Origin of the sequence: Cutibacterium avidum ATCC 25577, assembly GCF_000227295.1 — a bacterium.
GTDB classification, from domain to species: Bacteria; Actinomycetota; Actinomycetes; order Propionibacteriales; family Propionibacteriaceae; genus Cutibacterium; species Cutibacterium avidum.
On record NZ_JH165054.1, the window covers coordinates 2,488,539 to 2,503,404 of the forward strand.

General features: G+C 62.0%; 20 protein-coding genes. 10 read left to right on the forward strand and 10 right to left on the reverse strand.

Going from position 1 to position 14,866, the window contains the following annotated elements; translation table 11 throughout:
- The 3 genes from HMPREF9153_RS12835 to HMPREF9153_RS11175 all read left to right on the forward strand — a co-directional run.
- Positions 1-520 (forward strand): YveK family protein (locus HMPREF9153_RS12835; RefSeq protein WP_503089855.1); only part of this gene is annotated, 520 nt, incomplete at its 5' end.
- Positions 521-700: 180 nt separating this feature from the next.
- The gene (locus HMPREF9153_RS12840) at positions 701-1,108 is read left to right on the forward strand and encodes a P-loop NTPase family protein (protein ID WP_004811966.1); all 408 of its coding nucleotides are present in this window, start codon (positions 701-703) and stop codon (positions 1,106-1,108) included.
- Positions 1,109-1,174: 66 nt separating this feature from the next.
- Complete coding sequence (locus HMPREF9153_RS11175; protein WP_004811967.1) at positions 1,175-2,341, forward strand: nucleotide sugar dehydrogenase; 1,167 nt, start codon at positions 1,175-1,177, stop codon at positions 2,339-2,341.
- Between the two features lie 3 nt (positions 2,342-2,344).
- Here HMPREF9153_RS11175 and HMPREF9153_RS11180 read toward each other — a convergent pair whose 3' ends face one another.
- The 6 genes from HMPREF9153_RS11180 to HMPREF9153_RS11205 form a co-directional block, all read right to left on the reverse strand.
- Entirely contained in the window at positions 2,345-3,580 is a 1,236-nt protein-coding gene (locus HMPREF9153_RS11180; RefSeq protein WP_004811968.1) for an alpha-amylase family protein, read from the reverse strand.
- 53 nt (positions 3,581-3,633) lie between these two features.
- Positions 3,634-5,073, reverse strand: coding sequence for an amino acid permease (locus tag HMPREF9153_RS11185; RefSeq protein WP_021108744.1), 1,440 nt, complete (start codon positions 5,071-5,073; stop codon positions 3,634-3,636).
- Positions 5,074-5,230: 157 nt separating this feature from the next.
- A complete protein-coding gene (tpx, locus tag HMPREF9153_RS11190) occupies positions 5,231-5,734 on the reverse strand; it encodes a thiol peroxidase (RefSeq protein ID WP_004811970.1) in 504 nt (167 codons plus the stop codon).
- 51 nt (positions 5,735-5,785) lie between these two features.
- Positions 5,786-6,754 carry an aldo/keto reductase gene (locus HMPREF9153_RS11195; protein ID WP_004811971.1) on the reverse strand — a complete coding sequence of 323 codons (969 nt, stop codon included), beginning with the start codon at positions 6,752-6,754 and terminating at the stop codon, positions 5,786-5,788.
- A 24-nt stretch (positions 6,755-6,778) separates the two neighbouring features.
- Positions 6,779-7,297, reverse strand: coding sequence for a glycine cleavage system transcriptional repressor (locus HMPREF9153_RS11200; protein WP_004811972.1), 519 nt, complete (start codon positions 7,295-7,297; stop codon positions 6,779-6,781).
- Between the two features lie 23 nt (positions 7,298-7,320).
- Positions 7,321-7,983, reverse strand: coding sequence for a peptidyl-tRNA hydrolase (locus tag HMPREF9153_RS11205; RefSeq protein WP_004811973.1), 663 nt, complete (start codon positions 7,981-7,983; stop codon positions 7,321-7,323).
- Between the two features lie 75 nt (positions 7,984-8,058).
- Here HMPREF9153_RS11205 and HMPREF9153_RS11210 point away from each other — a divergent pair, with 75 nt between their 5' ends.
- On the forward strand, positions 8,059-8,703 hold the full coding sequence (locus HMPREF9153_RS11210) for an HAD-IA family hydrolase (RefSeq protein ID WP_004811974.1): 645 nt from the start codon (positions 8,059-8,061) through the stop codon (positions 8,701-8,703).
- Here the strand turns inward: HMPREF9153_RS11210 and HMPREF9153_RS11215 are convergent.
- The gene (locus tag HMPREF9153_RS11215; RefSeq protein ID WP_004811975.1) at positions 8,669-9,295 is read right to left on the reverse strand and encodes a DJ-1/PfpI family protein; all 627 of its coding nucleotides are present in this window, start codon (positions 9,293-9,295) and stop codon (positions 8,669-8,671) included. The two genes, HMPREF9153_RS11210 and HMPREF9153_RS11215, sit on opposite strands and share 35 nt — an antisense overlap.
- Positions 9,296-9,484: 189 nt before the next feature.
- Here HMPREF9153_RS11215 and HMPREF9153_RS12845 point away from each other — a divergent pair, with 189 nt between their 5' ends.
- From HMPREF9153_RS12845 to HMPREF9153_RS11235, 4 genes are all read left to right on the forward strand, one after another.
- Positions 9,485-9,766, forward strand: a complete 282-nt coding sequence (locus HMPREF9153_RS12845; protein WP_024049662.1) for an NAD-dependent epimerase/dehydratase family protein — start codon at positions 9,485-9,487, stop codon at positions 9,764-9,766.
- Positions 9,742-10,086: an SDR family oxidoreductase gene (locus tag HMPREF9153_RS12850; RefSeq protein WP_004811977.1), complete on the forward strand. Its 345-nt coding sequence runs from the start codon at positions 9,742-9,744 to the stop codon at positions 10,084-10,086. Before HMPREF9153_RS12845 ends, HMPREF9153_RS12850 begins: the two co-directional genes overlap by 25 nt.
- Positions 10,087-10,809: 723 nt before the next feature.
- The gene (locus HMPREF9153_RS11230; protein WP_004811980.1) at positions 10,810-11,214 is read left to right on the forward strand and encodes a DoxX family protein; all 405 of its coding nucleotides are present in this window, start codon (positions 10,810-10,812) and stop codon (positions 11,212-11,214) included.
- A gap of 305 nt (positions 11,215-11,519) precedes the next feature.
- Positions 11,520-12,593, forward strand: coding sequence for a Fic family protein (locus HMPREF9153_RS11235; RefSeq protein WP_235044100.1), 1,074 nt, complete (start codon positions 11,520-11,522; stop codon positions 12,591-12,593).
- Between the two features lie 280 nt (positions 12,594-12,873).
- Here HMPREF9153_RS11235 and HMPREF9153_RS11240 read toward each other — a convergent pair whose 3' ends face one another.
- A complete protein-coding gene (locus HMPREF9153_RS11240) occupies positions 12,874-13,143 on the reverse strand; it encodes a class I SAM-dependent methyltransferase (protein WP_004811982.1) in 270 nt (89 codons plus the stop codon).
- A 229-nt stretch (positions 13,144-13,372) separates the two neighbouring features.
- Here HMPREF9153_RS11240 and HMPREF9153_RS11245 point away from each other — a divergent pair, with 229 nt between their 5' ends.
- The gene (locus HMPREF9153_RS11245) at positions 13,373-13,579 is read left to right on the forward strand and encodes a cold-shock protein (protein ID WP_004811983.1); all 207 of its coding nucleotides are present in this window, start codon (positions 13,373-13,375) and stop codon (positions 13,577-13,579) included.
- A 120-nt stretch (positions 13,580-13,699) separates the two neighbouring features.
- A complete protein-coding gene (locus HMPREF9153_RS12855) occupies positions 13,700-14,074 on the forward strand; it encodes a methyltransferase domain-containing protein (RefSeq protein ID WP_169311839.1) in 375 nt (124 codons plus the stop codon).
- A 112-nt stretch (positions 14,075-14,186) separates the two neighbouring features.
- On the opposite strand, the gene HMPREF9153_RS11255 is transcribed toward HMPREF9153_RS12855, so the two are convergent.
- Together HMPREF9153_RS11255 and HMPREF9153_RS11260 are read right to left on the reverse strand one after the other, a co-directional pair.
- A complete protein-coding gene (locus HMPREF9153_RS11255) occupies positions 14,187-14,567 on the reverse strand; it encodes a type II toxin-antitoxin system death-on-curing family toxin (protein WP_004811985.1) in 381 nt (126 codons plus the stop codon).
- Positions 14,564-14,761: a CopG family transcriptional regulator gene (locus tag HMPREF9153_RS11260; RefSeq protein ID WP_235044102.1), complete on the reverse strand. Its 198-nt coding sequence runs from the start codon at positions 14,759-14,761 to the stop codon at positions 14,564-14,566. Before HMPREF9153_RS11260 ends, HMPREF9153_RS11255 begins: the two co-directional genes overlap by 4 nt.
- Positions 14,762-14,866: the final 105 nt, after the last annotated feature.

Consider the following 14,866-nt stretch of genomic DNA (forward strand, 5'->3'; position numbering starts at 1 on the left):
TGCCACCACCATAGCCAGAAATATCGCTAATTCCGTCATCTCCGAATCATCCAAGCAGGTGAAAAGCCTCGAGGGAAAGAACTCTCCAGTACAGGTGGTCATGATGACCCCTGCTGATCTTTCCCAGGCGAAGAAGGCACCCTCGCCAGCGAAGTACATTATCGCGGGCCTCTTGGCAGGAATCATCCTGGGTTACGCCATAGCTCTCATCCGACACCTCGCTGATCGCCGCATTCACACCACAGACGACATTACTGACCGTATCGAAAAACCCATTCTCGCTACTATCCCCACGTCGTCGACCATCGAAACCCTTTCGACTGACTTGACCGATGATTTCAAGGCTGCTGAGGCCATCCGGAAGCTTCGCACGAATCTTCGCTATGCCATGATTGACAGCACGTCGAAAGTCATTCTTGTTACGTCGTCAGTAATGGGGGGAGGGAAAGTCATCAGTGGCGGGGAATCTAGCCAAGGTGATGGCCCTCGCAGGAGACGACGTCATCCTCATCGATGCTGATCTACGACGGCCCAAGGTGCAGAAAAACTTCGATCTTGACGACGGTCTGGGGCTTCCAGAAGTCCTCATCGGAGCGGCGCCTCTGGACCAGGCACTGCGAACTACACCGACAACTGGTCTGAGTGTTTTGCCCTGTACTGACACCCCCCGAACCCCTCCGAACTGCTGGGTTCGGAGCACATGTCCGAACTGCTGTCGTTCTTGGCACAAGACCACGTCGTCATCGTGGATGCCCCGCCAGTGCTGCCCGTCACTGACTCCGTGATTCTCTCCCGGTTGGCAGACACCGTCATCGTTGTGGCCCAGGTCGGACACACGACCGTCGACCAGGTTGAAAGCGCAGTTTCCTCCATCGAGAACGCAGGAGGCATGGTCTCGGGCATCGTCCTGAACCGTGCCGACTCCTCAAAACTGTCACATCTGCGATACGGCGAATCGGCGTACAGCTACGGATACACGAAATACGACAGCGACTACTCGTCATCACCCGCCACAGCTTCACAGCCGACACCCCAGAAACAGGAGACGTCAGGGAGTAAGAGCATTCCTCGACGGGCAACCTCCAAACACCACAACGCACACGTCTAAGATGATGGTGGTCCATGTGCGACGGCCAGCATTCACGCCGTCGCACACAGCTACCTGGGAGTGCCCGTGAAAATCGCCGTCGCAGGACTGGGCTATGTCGGCATGGCCAATGCAGTGTTGCTCGCCCAGCACAACCGTGTCGTTGCAGTCGACATCGACGCCGAACGCGTCTCGATGGTCAACAACGGACAGACGACGATCGTCGATCCCCTGATCGCGGAGTACCTGGCTCACCACGACTTGGACCTGCGTGCCACCACTGATCCGCAGGACGCGTACCGGGGTGCGGACTTCGTCATCATCGCCACCCCGACGAACTATGACCCTGACCAGAATTATTTCGACACCTCGAGCGTCGACGGAGTCCTCGACCTGGTACAGGAACTCGCCCCCGAGGCGACGATCGTCATCAAGTCGACAATTCCGGTGGGATTCGTCGAGGGGGTTCGCAAGGAGCGCCCCGGACTCGACGTCATCTTCTCCCCCGAGTTCCTCCGCGAGGGCAAGGCTCTCTACGACAACGTCCATCCGTCACGGATCGTCGTCGGGTCGGACTCGGCCAAGGCCCACCTCTTCGCCGACCTCATGACTGCCGGGGCCGTCGACACCGACATCCCCGTACTCTTCGTCGGGGCCACCGAGGCAGAGGCCATCAAGCTGTTCGCCAACACCTACCTGGCGATGCGGGTCTCCTTCTTCAACGAGCTCGACACCTACGCCTCCCAGCGTGGGCTGTCCACCCGTCAGGTCATCGACGGGGTGTGCCTGGATCCGCGCATCGGCAACCACTACAACAACCCGTCCTTCGGTTACGGCGGTTACTGTCTGCCCAAGGACACCCGTCAGCTACTGGCCAACTACCAGGATGTCCCCCAGACCCTCATCCAAGCCATCGTCGACTCCAACACGGTGCGCAAGGACTTCATCGCCTCCGACATCATCGCCAGGAATCCGAAGCGAGTGGGTATCTTCCGGCTGGTCATGAAGGCCGGCTCGGACAACTTCCGCTCCTCCTCGATCCAAGGGGTCATGAAGCGCATCAAGGCCAAAGGCATCGAGGTCATCGTCTACGAGCCAACCTTCGAGGGGGATGAGTTCTTCCGCTCGAAGGTCACCAGAGACCTTGACTCCTTCAAGGCTGACTGCGACGTCATCATCGCCAATCGGATGTCCCCCGAGCTGGCTGACGTCGCCGAGAAGGTCTACACCCGAGACCTCTTCGGCGGCGACTGAGTCTCAGGTCCGGCTGGACCAGATGACCTGACCGGCCTCGCGGATGAGGGCCGAGCATCCGTCGCGCACGTCGAGCTCGACGATGAGGGGCTCCACCCCGGGGACACCACTGCGGTAGACATAGCGCTCGTTGGTCAGGTCGAGGGACTCGGTACGGGCGTCGACGAGCCAGGGGTGACGTCGCCGTAGACCGAGCAGATCCTGGTGAGTACGCAGAGTTTCGGCGCCCAGGTTGGACAGCTCCGCCGGGCTGGCCGGGAACACCGGACGGATGTCGTCGTCGCCCCCGAACCTCTCCTCCTTGATCCCGCGATATGCCAACTCATCCCCGTAGTAGATGAGCGGGACGCCGCCAATGGTGGCCAGCACCGCGGTCGCGACCATCGCACCATCCTGCCCCACCTTCGAGGCGATGCGGGTGACGTCGTGGTTGCCGACGAAGGTCATCGGGGTGAAGGCATCGGAGAACTCGTTGTGACGCCCCAAGGCGTGATCGAGCTCGAAGAAATTACGGGATTCGATGGACGACCAGATTGCCTTCCACAGTTCGTACTGGGTCACCGAGTCCATACCGGAGGCCTTGACGATTCCTGCATAATCGCCGTGGATGACCTCGCCGAAGACCCACACGTCGGGGTGCTCCGCACGCACCAAAGGCAGGACCGCAGCCCAGAACTCCGGATTGACGGAGTAGGCGGCGTCGAGTCGCCAACCGTCGACACCGCGGTCGGACCAGTGGTTCATGACCCGGGTGACGAGGTCACGAACGGCGGGGTCGTCATGGTTGAGGGAGACGAGGTCACCGTGGCCCTCGAAGACGTCGAGCTGACCGTCACGCCAGCGGACCATCCGTCCGGCATCGGTCTCCGGCCCGGCCGCCAGGGCATCCTGCACGACCTGGTTACGACTCGAGACGTGGTTGAACACCCCGTCAAGCAGTACCGAAAGGCCACGGGAGTGAGCGGCATGGACAAGGTGGTCGAAGTCGGTGTCGTCGCCGAGGCGAGGATCGACGGCGAAGTAGTCCAAGGTGTCGTAACCATGGCTGGCCGAGGCGAAGATCGGCCCCAGTGCCAGGCCTGAGCACCCGAGGGAAACCGCGTGATCAAGCCAGGCCTCCAGATGTCCGAGGCGATGGCTGACCTCGCCGGATTCGAGCCGCTTGGGAGCTCCCACGAATCCCAGGGGATAGACGTGCCAACCGATGAGATGATCAACCCATCCCGGACGTCGAACCATGATGCCTCCTTTCACCGTCGCCACAGCCGTTCCGCTGCAACCCTTCCATCATGTCAGTCGTGGTCGAGGTTTGCGGTGGAAAGGTCCGCGGTAGAAAGGTCCGCACGAGGCGCCTTGGTGACGAGTTTGTGACCGAGCCACAGTGCCAGGAAGACCGGAATGGTGATGTACGCGACGACCATGCCGGTGACGTCACCGCTGAGAACGGCGTCACGGCCCTGCCCCAGGGTGACGATGACGCACAGGACGCCGGCCACGATTGGCCCGGCCGGGTACCAGCGCGCCCGATATGGCAATTCGGACAAATCATGCCCCTGTGTCAGGAAGGCGCGCCTGAACTGGATGTGACATATCGCAATGCCGATCCAGGCGATGAACCCACACAGTCCGGAGATGTTGACCAACCAGGTGTAGGCCTGGCCAGAACCGACCAAGGACGCGGCGAAGCAGGCTGCACCGACGAGGGTGGTGACGATGAGTGCCGGCACCGGGACACCGCGTCGGTTGGTGGTGCCGAGGATGCTGGGGGCCTTGCCCTCCCGCGCGAGGGCGTAGAGCATCCGGGTGGACGCGTAGAGACCTGAGTTGCCGGCTGAGAGCACCGAGGTGAGGATGACGGCATTCATGACGGCTGCGGCCGCGGCCACTCCGGCTCGCCTCAGGACCAGGGTGAAGGGACTGACGGCGACGTCGGTCACCTCGCCAGCAAGCAGGTTCGGATCCGTGTAGGGCAACAACAGCCCGATGACCGCGATGGCGCCGATGTAGAAGATCATGATCCGCCAGAAGATCTGCTTGGTGGCCTTGGGAATGGCCGTGCCAGGATCCTTCGACTCCCCCGCCGCGATGCCGATGAGCTCGGTGCCCTGGAATGAGAATCCGGCGATGAGGAAGACCGTCATGATGCCGCCGAAGCCTTTGACGAAGGGAGCATCGCCGTGATGCCAGTTGGAGACCCCCGGGGAGCTGCCCATGATGCCAGCGATCATGAGGATGCCGAGGACCAGGAAGACGAGGACGGCAGCCACCTTGATGATGGCGAACCAGAACTCTCCCTCGCCATAGGCCCGCGCGGACAACACGTTCAGCAAGAACAGTAGGGCCAGGAATCCGGCTGACCATATCCATGACGGCACACTTGGCCACCAGTAGGCCATGACGATCGAGGCGGCAGCGAGCTCAGCGGCCACCGTGATGGCCCAGTTGAACCAATAATTCCAGCCCAGCGCGAAGCCGAAGGACGGGGAGACGAATCTGGTCGCGTAGGTTTCGAAGGCCCCCGGTACCGGGAGATAGGAGCTCATCTCCCCCAGGGACTGCATGAGCAGGAAGACCATGAGTCCCATGGCCAGGTAGGCCACCAGGGCTCCGCCTGGTCCGGCCTGGGAGATGGTGGCGCCGGATGCCACGAAGAGGCCGGTCCCGATGGCACCGCCGATCGCGATCATGTTCATGTGGCGCGAGGAGAGCCCGCGCTTCAATTCGCCGTCCATGGTGGTCCTCAGATAGGAGCGCCCCGCCCTTCTGGACGCGGTTCTGGTCACTCTACCGTCCCAGGACACCCCCTCGCCCATACCCCGTATGTCAACCAGGGCAGAAGGCAGGGGCGCCCCGGCATGTCGTCGGAACGCCCCTGGAATGCGCTGTGAATCAGGCCTTCTTGACGGCCTCGAGAGCAGCGTCGTAGTCGGGCTCGGTGGTGATCTCGTCGACCAACTGGGTGTAGGTCACCTTGCCCTCGGCGTCCACGACGATGACGGCGCGAGCCAGCAGGTGCTGCATCGGGCCGTCGGCGAGGGTGACGCCGAGATCCTTGCCGAAGTGGGAGCGGAAGGCCGAGGCGACGACGACGTTCTCGATGCCCTCGGCGCCGCAGAAGCGGGCCTGAGCGAAGGGAAGGTCACGGGAAACGCACAGTACGGTGGTGTCGTCGAGTCCGGCAGCCTTCTCGTTGAAGGTGCGCACGCTCTTCGCGCAGACACCGGTGTCGAGGCTCGGGAAGATGTTGAGGACGAGCTTCTCACCCTTGAGCTCGTCGCTGGTCAGCTCCGACAGATCGGTCTTGACGAGGGTGAATGACGGAAGATCGGATCCAACCTGGGGCAGGTCGGCGACGGTGTTGACGGTTTGTCCCTTGAAAGCAGTAGTGGCCATATTCACACTTTATGCGGATACAGCCTCCAACCACGACGATCTGGTCGGCTTTCAGTCGCGAGTGAACAGCTTCGAAGCCGCGTCCAGGGCACGCACCTCGTCATGGGACAAGGTCAGATCGGTGGCGGCGAGCAGCGGACCGAGCTGATCCACGGTGCGCGCCGAGGCGATCGGTGCAGTGACACCCTTGGCCATCAGCCACGCCAGCGAGACCGACGTCACCTCGACGCCGTGGTCATCGGCGATCTCCCTCAGCTGGTCGAGAACCGTGAAGGCCGCCTTTTCGTGCTCGTCGTCAGGCAGGTACGCCGCCATCATCGATTCCCTGGCAACACCATGGAGGTCGTCACGGGTGGCGTACTTGCCGGTCAGGAAGCCCGATGCCAGCGAGAAGTACGGGAAGAGGGCCAGGTTGTACTCACTGGCCAGCTGGCCGTACCCCTGGGGATCCTCGACGTCGGCGCGGTGCAGCAGGTTGTACTGAGGCTGCAGGGCGATCGGACTCGCCAGCCCCTCGTGCTCGGCCACCTCGAGCCACTTCTGCTCCCGGGTCACCGAGAAGTTCGACAGACCGACCCAACGCACCTTGCCTGCCTTGACGAGCTTGTCGAAAGCTACGGCCATGTCCTCGATCTGCTGGTTGTCGTCGTCGTAATGGGCGTAGTAGAGATCGATGTGGTCGGTGTGGAGCCGTGCCAGGGAGGCATCGACAGCAGCCGAGATGTTCTCAGCGGACAGCCCCCTGAACTCGGGGTGGGTGGCCACCTTCGTCGCGATGAGGATGTCGTCGCGACGGCCGCCCTTCTCGAGCCATGATCCGATGATCGTCTCCGATTCACCGCCCACATTCCCCTCGGCCCAGTGGGAATAGCCGTCAGCGGTGTCGACCAGCGATCCCCCGGCGCTGAGGAAGGCGTCCAGGATGGCGTGGGAGTCGTGCTCGTCGGCAGTCCAGCCGAAGGTATTGGCTCCCAACACCAGCGGCCTGATGTCCAGATCGGTGCCAGGGATGCGCGTCATGAGGCCTCCTCGTCGGCCCCGGGATCAGGAACGGTCGACCAGATCGATGTCGACCATGATCTCGGTGGCAATGGATTCCAGTTCCGAGCGTAGATCCTCAAGGGTCGTCGCGTTCGTGATCCGGCACTGCACCTCGGCCTCGAAGAGGATGCCGTCACCCATCGGAGCCTCGCGTAGGCCGGTGGACAAGTCGTCGATGGTGACACCGAGACGGGCCATGGTGACCGTCACCCTGTGGATGATGCCGGGATGGTCGTGGCCAACGAGGTGGACCACGAGGACGGCCTCGTCCTCGTCATCCTGTGCGGTCGTGTCGGTGACGGTGACCCGCAGCCCCTTGGCCTCGAGGGTTCCGAGATCGTCCTTGAGAGCCTCGACCTTGAAGTCCTCGATGCCGACGAGGACGATTCCGGCGAAGGCACCGGCAAGCCGTGCCATGCGACTGTCAAGCCAGTTCGCGCCGTGACTGGCAATGATTCCGGACAAGTCGGAGACGAGTCCGGCGCGATCCGCGCCGACCGCGGTGAGCAAGAGCTGAGACATGGCACGAGTCTACGTGACCCGGGTCACCACCGTGCCCGGGTGGTCGCGGTGGGGCCATCAAATTCCGTGAACCCGGCATCGACGACCCTCACTCGAGCGATGTCGGCATCCCAGTGCGCGACGGTCGGGGTGACGACGCGAACACGGAAGCCGTCTCGACGCCAGTTCTCCAGCGCTCGTCGGTCATCGTCAGTGCCGGTGCTCATGGCCTCGTGGGCGAGCTGGGCGGCATGGCCGCATTGGGCGCAGGCCTTGCCGGTCGTCATGTTGGTGCGGGGATTGATCTCGATGGTGACGACGGAATCCGAGGTGGCGGACTGGCCGTCTGCGGGCAGATTCGTGCCGGCGACCTGCAGCTTGTCGATCTGTTTGGGCTGCGGATGGACAGGGGCCGGAACGAAGGCCCGAACCATTGCCGGCCCGGTTCCGGGAGCGGCATCGGCCGGTGGATACTGACTGACGGTGACGCCGTCGAGGGCCTGGACGTCGTCCCATCTCTTCCCGGAAGCTCGCCGGACGATCTTACGGATGCGCTTGTCGGACCATTGCTGGACGGCGTCGTGCCACGGGCCGCCTGGTGCCGTCCGAGGGTCGTCAAGGAGAGAGACGACGGCGCGGGCAGCCGCCTCGCAGGCATCCACTTCGCGCGCCGGAAAACGTTTGTCACGAAGCAATACCAGCTGCATAGCCCAAGGGTCAGGTTCGCGGTCGGGTGTGGTCACTCGGGGCAGGCTACCCGCCTGCCTCGACGAGACGCGAGGATGGTTCGCTGCGACCGCCGCGCATCTGCAAGACTCGACGACGTGCGGAGCATTATCTGGGACATGGGCGGAACGCTGGTTGACACCTACCCGGAGGTCGATCAGACCCTCGCAGAGGCCGTGTGGCCTGAACCGACCGAGCAGCAGCTCTACGAAGTCGCGCATCTGAGGTCGGAGTCGATAGCTCACGCCATCGAGGTCTTGGCGAAACAATATGACGTCTCTTCCGGGCTGCTCGACGACGCCTACACCTTGTTGAAGAAGAAGTGGGCGCACGATCCCGCTCCGCTGATGGCTGGAGCAGCGGAGGTCATGGCGGCCGTGCGGCGCGGTGGTGGCCTCAACCTCGTCGCCACCCATCGTGATCGCGCCAGCGCCGAGAACCTCTTCCACGCCCTGGGAGTACAGGTGGACGACCTCGTGTGCGCCCCTGATGGTTTCGCTCGCAAACCTGACCCCCAGATGAATCTGGTACTCATGGAGCGTCATGGGCTGGATCCGTCCGAGGTCATCGCAGTAGGCGACCGTCCCATCGACATCGACGCCGCGCGAGCCGCAGGAATTGAAGGGCTCCTGCTGTCCTCCGAGCCTTACCCGAACACTACGACGATCAGTAGCTTGACGGAGTTGCTGGATCGTCTGTGAACGCGAACGGATCACGGTCGGGGTCCGTCTGGACCTCCAGCTCGACCTCTCGAAGCACCCTTTCGGCAGTCTCCTTGCCCTCCAGATGTGCGATGAGGGCTGCGGTCATGTCCATACCTGCAGCAACCCCTGACGAGGTCCACCGGTCACGATCATGCACCCATCGTGCTCGTGGTTCCCACCTGACGTCCCGGCCGTGGGAGGACGCCCATGCGTAGGCCATCTTGTTCGAGGTCGCTCGGTATCCCTCCAGCAGGCCAGCTGCGGCCAACAAGGCAGACCCGGTGCACACCGAGGAAATGATGGATGCGGGAGTGGCCCATCCACGCAGCCGGGTCAGGAAGGAGCGATCGTCAACCAGGGATCGCGTCCCCATTCCACCTGGGATCAGGACGATGTCGTGACCGGCGGAGGCATCCATGTCCTCGGTGGCCATAACCGCCGCTCCCTGACTGCTGCGAACCGGACCAGGTTCGACGGCGCAGAACGTCACCTCGTACCGGTCCGACAACCGACTCCACAGTTCAACCGGGCCGAAGACGTCGAGGAGTTCGAAGCCGTCGAAAAGGAGGACACCAACCTGTCGACTCATGCGATAAGAATATCTTCACCGCAAGCGTGTCTTCGGTGACGTCATCTGTTGCTGAGGATTTCTTCCGCATCAGCGTGCACATCCATGCCGTTCCCAAAGCGGCCATGAGGACCAGTGTGACAGTAGGAAAGACCGGTACCAGCAGCACCTATGCTTGTTCGTAAGCTTCGCCTACGAGAGGATGATGCCATGCGTGTACTCATCATTGGTGGCACTGGAACTATTAGCTCCAAGGCAGCTGCAGCATTTGAGGAGCTAGGCGATGAGGTAATTACCGTCGGTCGTAGTACCGAAGTATCAGTAGATCTTGAAGATCCAGCCTCTATCACTGAGATGTTCAACAAAGTAGGTAGGGTTAATGCTGTTGTGACAACCATGGGATCGGCCCCGTTTGTTTCCATCGAGGATGCCACAGCGGATGATTTCCAGGCGGGAATCAGAGCAAGATGCTTGCTCAACTCAATGCCGTGACCTATTGCCTCCCGTACCTCAATGACGGTGGCTCGATTACCGTGACGACAGGCATCTTGACCCAACACCCTGTCCCGGGGAGCTTGATTGCTACCGCGGCGAACGCAGGGGTTGAGGGTTTCGTCAGGGCCGCGGTGTCGTCCTTGCCGCGGGGCATCAGGATTAATGCTGTAAGTCCGACGATGCTCGAGGAAGCTCGTGAGGCATTCGGACCCTCTTTTGTCGGCTTTAAGCCAGTGCCTGGCACCGAGGTGGCTCAAGGTTACGTTCGTAGTGCTCATGGAATTGAAAGTGGGCAGATTTTCCAGATCTGGGGTTGAGTCTTTTTACCAACGTTGCCCAAGAACTATTCCACACCACCAGGTGTACTGACCAGAGACGCGATTTGAACCCTTTGCCTGCTCGACAAATGCTCTGACAACGAGGCTCGGATTGACGTTGCCCCCGGCAAACTCGGTACGAGCAGGCATCCCGCCCACGGTGCTACCGCACGCCCTCGTCGTGGCCCGGAAACACTTAGCTTCCTGCAGCATCTCGAACGAGTTGTCATCTGGCTCCTTGCCGGCCTTCTCACTGGGGGCGGAACGATCCTGGGGATCTCATCAGAACTGGCCCAGGCTCGGCGATCTGGTCGGCACCTCTAAGAAGGAGACCGATCTTCGTGTCGTGAAGTCCATGGAGCTCAGGGGAGACGTCCTCCTGCTCGGCATGCGGACGCAGGGCCTCCTGCAGAAGGACCAGGCCAGCCCCTCGGTGGCCCTGAGACTTGGGGCACCACGAAGACCGCATTCATTCAGCATGACCATGACACTCACCTTCGTGTCGACGGCAAAGCTGTCGAGATCACGCGCGAGAGCCCCATCCCCGCCAAGGTGACGGTGTCCCCATTCAAGTTCATCAACCACAGCAACGAGAAGTTCTACCGCGGCATTGCGGAAGGTATTGACCCCAACATCAAGGTCGAGTTCGTGTACAAGGACGCCAGCTGACGGGTACTGACGCGGTGGATGGCGGCATCTTGGACGTTGACGTAGCCTTGAAGAATGTTCTGCAAGTGCGCACACAAATCCTCTGACAAGGCCACACACGCTCATCGCACCGCTCGTCTCCTGACGGCGCTGTGTGCTGGAGCGGGAACCTTGCACTTCCTCAAGCCGGAACCTTTCGACAGCATCATTCCGCCTGAAATCCCGGGTGAGCCACGCAACTGGACGTATGGGTCCGGCGCTGCCGAACTGACGACGGCGGCCCTGCTGGCATGTCCGCGGACCCGCCGCCTGGGCGGACGGGCTGCTGCAGCCCTGTTCGTCGCAGTGTTCCCCGGAAATCTGGAGATGGCGCGCCAGTGGCGTGACCGCGAGCCCAAGTGGCAAGTGATCTCCTTGGGCCGGCTGCCACTGCAGGCCTTGTTGGTCAAGCAGGCCCGGGAAGTGGCGAAGAACTGCTGAGTTCTCACTCCTGCCATTGATCTCGGGGCCTGGAACATCGATGTCCCGGCCCCCAAGGTCGTTCAGCAGGCCGTCTACTCACAAACCTGAACTCGACCACGTTCCGAGGCCGATTGGCATGATGCAGCAGCCTCGCGATGCCCCGCCCGAGCGCAAATATGTCCATCTGATCGACACATCGATGGAACGTGTCGAAATTCTTCACTTTCTTCGACACGTTCATTGGATCTGGTTACGCTGTGACCATGTGGAACCACCCTGATCGCCCGTATCAGGATTTGCCTGCGCTCCCACCATCGGGCGTTGTGGAGACGCCGGCGGTGCTCAAGGCGACGATCACGGCCAGTCGCGCGCTGGCACGTCTCGACGGCGCCTACAAGCGTCTCCCTGACCCGACGATGCTGATCAACCTGATCCCGCTCATGGAGGCACAGGCGTCCAGTGAGATCGAGAACATCGTCACGACCAACGATGAACTCTTCAAGGCGGCCAACGGGGCGCTTCCCGACGTCACTCCTCAGGTCAAGGAGGCCCTGCGCTACCGAGAGGCACTCCGTGCAGGCCACGAATCCCTCGCCACTCGCCCCATCACCACCAAGACCGCAGTCGAGGTCTGCTCCCACATTCACGCGCGAACGGCCATCATCCGCAACCAGCCCGGCACCTACATCGGCAATCCCACGACGGGGAACCGGATCTACACCCCGCCCGAAGGCAGGGGCGTCATCCTCGACCACCTGTCAGCCTGGGAACGCTTCCTGCACAGCGACCACGGACTGGACCCGCTCGTCGTGATGGCGCTGTCCCACTATCAGTTCGAGGCAATCCACCCCTTCTTCGACGGCAACGGACGCACCGGACGAGTGCTCAACCTACTCATCCTCATCGAGACCGGCCTACTGCAGCTACCCATCCTGTACCTGTCCGGCCACATCATGCGCCACAAGGACACCTATTACGAACAACTGAACGCCGTGACACGCGAAGATGCCTGGGAACCGTGGATCCTGTTCATGCTGGACGGCGTGGAGTCGACAGCACGCTGGACCCTGGACCTAGTCGAGACCACCGACACGATGCGTGCCGCGATGGAAACCGAGATCCGTGCGCTGAATTCGAAGGTTCCGGCTGCCTCGCTCACCCGGCTCTTGTTCTCGCAGCCCTACCTCAGGATCGACAACGTCGTGGAGGCTGGCCTCGCCAAGCGCCAGACTGCTGCCCGGTGGCTCACCGAGATCTCTGACACGGGGCTGGTCGTCAAGGAGAAGGTCGGCCGAAACGTCGTGTTCATCAACACACGCCTGCTCCAGACGCTGTTCCAGACGCCCCTGCCCGACTGGTGCCCCACCGCACCACGGTGGGGCACCCCGAGTCCCTAGGCTCGGACCGGAGGGAGGCACACCGCCCCGTCCGATCGTCACATCCAACACAGCCAGACATTGAAGCGGAACTCCACCACGACAAGGAGTGACTTCTCCTGTCGCAGTAGGCCAAGATCCTCAGTAGAACATCGCGCACGGCGACCGGGATAAGGCGCATCAACTACCAGCTGGCGACGCCGGGGCTGCCTAAGAAGACCGTCATCATGTGCGCCGACAACTCGGTAAGGCACTCTCGAATCTCGCCGGTGCGGTCGAGTTCGCGCATGCGCTCCATCGTCTACAGCAGCGACGCGGCCATGTCCACCTGCTCGGATACCGGATCGACGAAGACGACATCGAGACCGCGCGCCGCCAACCCACTGGCTTGAACACTCGTGGCGCCGCCGATGTCCAAGACTCGGGCCTCGGGCGGAATGAAGCTCAGGTAGCGTCGCCTCGCCTCCAATTCCAGCAGCCCGGCGGTGTGGCGGCCCTGCAGCCAGCCCGCCTCGGAGCAGTTCGCGCAAAAGGCGCGAAGCTTGGCGTCAAAGTCTTCTTCCTGAGCCATACAGCCATCCTCATAGACCTGAGAACCAAATACACAGCCAATTTCTTGGCCCCGTGGTCAGCGGGCGGCCCCAGAGCATGTAGACTGAGGTCATTGTTCGACAGTAGGGTTGATTTGCATTACGCAAGACGGGTTCTCACGGATCCGAGCAGTTCCTTCTGGCAAGTGTGAAGAGCAACATCCGGAAGCGGCCGAAAAGCGGTCGCTCCACAAACCGAAGGATTGCAACATGGCAACCGGCACCGTTAAGTGGTTCAACGCCGACAAGGGCTACGGCTTCATCCAGCCCGACGACGGCTCCGCCGACGTCTTCGCTCACTTCTCCGCTATCAACTCCTCGGGCTACCGCTCGCTGGACGAGGGCGACCAGGTTGAGTACGACGTCGAGCAGGGCCCCAAGGGCCCGCAGGCGTCCAACATCACCTTGAACCGCTAATATCACGTGATCTTCGGCGAGGCCGCTGCCCTTCGGGGAGGCGGCCTCGTGCTTTTCCCTCGGCAAGCAGATCGTCAACCGCCGGGACCTCGCGCCCGACCAGAGGCCGATGCGCTCCCTGTGACCAGCGAGTTCGACGAGCGCGCCCGCACCCAGGACGACGCAAGGAGGACCTACGCGCGGCCGTGGTCATCATGGGCGGGTGACCCCCTCAGCCATCCACGAAGTCCTGGAGATCGTGGCCGGCGCCAGGTTCGCCCCAGCCCCGCGTACGACCTGGTGATCACCCGCATGACGATGCACCACGTCGCCGACCTCGAGCACCTCATGGCCAGCGTGCGCACAATGCTCCGCCCGGGCGGCGCCTACCTCGCCATCGATCTGACGGACCGCAGCGCCGACTTCCACGACCACCCGACGCCTCCGGTCTCAATCTCATATTCACAGCAAGGGCGGACACGTTCAGTTGGCGTCAGGATCAGCCACCACCGTTGACATACTCACTACAAGCAGGCCAGAGGTCCCAAGCCCAGCTCAGACACCATCTAAACGTGAACCGAAACTCAATTACACGTTGAAGCGGAATTCCACCGGCTTCCGGGCAGAACTAACGTGATTTAGGATCAACGCACCACGACCGAAGCGACGCAGCAGCCTCATCCAGATCAGCCCTACCACTCGCCACGGCGACGACGAGGTTGTATGCATCGTCATCCGGGGCCTCCACCCACCAGCCATTGAGGTCCAACAACACCACCGCCGCCAACCACCCCAACCGCTTGCTGCCATCCACCAGCGCATGACTGTTCACCAAAGAGTCCAGGAGAGCCGCGGCCTTGGACCCCACTGTTGAATAGACATCACCGCCCCACAACGAGGTACGTGGACGCGCCACCGCAGACTCAAGCAAACCAACATCACGTACGGGACCAACCCCCAAGTCTTCAACCAAGGCCATAAGGTCCTCAACCGTGAGAAAAACGGTCATCGACCCAGCCGATCAAGGACATCGGCATACCGAGCCCGCGCCCTCGCCGAGGCATCAGCCACATCCTTCATGTGCCCCCTCCGCGCCGCCACCTCATGGATCGCGCGAATCGTCGCCTCCTGACGACTAATCCCGTCATCCTCGGCAAGACGCGCGAGAATCCGCTCGTCCTCTTCCGTCAACCGCAACGTCATGGCCACGAGATGGTGATACCAGAGTGGTATCACCATCGGGCTGGAAGGCCGCCACACCAAAACTCCACCGAGTTCCGAATCCGGTGAGAGTCGGCTCACCACGAC

Coding starts and splice junctions, on each gene's coding strand:
- HMPREF9153_RS11210 (WP_004811974.1), top strand. CDS start 8,059: ATGGTTCGCTGCGACCGCCGCGCATCTGCAAGACTCGACGACGTGCGG.
- HMPREF9153_RS11230 (WP_004811980.1), top strand. CDS start 10,810: ATGTTCTGCAAGTGCGCACACAAATCCTCTGACAAGGCCACACACGCT.
- HMPREF9153_RS11205 (WP_004811973.1), bottom strand. CDS start 7,983: ATGCAGCTGGTATTGCTTCGTGACAAACGTTTTCCGGCGCGCGAAGTG.
- HMPREF9153_RS11260 (WP_235044102.1), bottom strand. CDS start 14,761: ATGACGTTGCGGTTGACGGAAGAGGACGAGCGGATTCTCGCGCGTCTT.
- HMPREF9153_RS11185 (WP_021108744.1), bottom strand. CDS start 5,073: ATGGACGGCGAATTGAAGCGCGGGCTCTCCTCGCGCCACATGAACATG.
- HMPREF9153_RS11255 (WP_004811985.1), bottom strand. CDS start 14,567: ATGACCGTTTTTCTCACGGTTGAGGACCTTATGGCCTTGGTTGAAGAC.
- HMPREF9153_RS11180 (WP_004811968.1), bottom strand. CDS start 3,580: ATGGTTCGACGTCCGGGATGGGTTGATCATCTCATCGGTTGGCACGTC.
- HMPREF9153_RS12840 (WP_004811966.1), top strand. CDS start 701: ATGTCCGAACTGCTGTCGTTCTTGGCACAAGACCACGTCGTCATCGTG.
- HMPREF9153_RS11245 (WP_004811983.1), top strand. CDS start 13,373: ATGGCAACCGGCACCGTTAAGTGGTTCAACGCCGACAAGGGCTACGGC.
- HMPREF9153_RS11240 (WP_004811982.1), bottom strand. CDS start 13,143: ATGGCTCAGGAAGAAGACTTTGACGCCAAGCTTCGCGCCTTTTGCGCG.
- tpx (WP_004811970.1), bottom strand. CDS start 5,734: ATGGCCACTACTGCTTTCAAGGGACAAACCGTCAACACCGTCGCCGAC.
- HMPREF9153_RS11195 (WP_004811971.1), bottom strand. CDS start 6,754: ATGACGCGCATCCCTGGCACCGATCTGGACATCAGGCCGCTGGTGTTG.
- HMPREF9153_RS12850 (WP_004811977.1), top strand. CDS start 9,742: ATGCTTGCTCAACTCAATGCCGTGACCTATTGCCTCCCGTACCTCAAT.
- HMPREF9153_RS11215 (WP_004811975.1), bottom strand. CDS start 9,295: ATGAGTCGACAGGTTGGTGTCCTCCTTTTCGACGGCTTCGAACTCCTC.
- HMPREF9153_RS12845 (WP_024049662.1), top strand. CDS start 9,485: ATGCGTGTACTCATCATTGGTGGCACTGGAACTATTAGCTCCAAGGCA.
- HMPREF9153_RS11200 (WP_004811972.1), bottom strand. CDS start 7,297: ATGTCTCAGCTCTTGCTCACCGCGGTCGGCGCGGATCGCGCCGGACTC.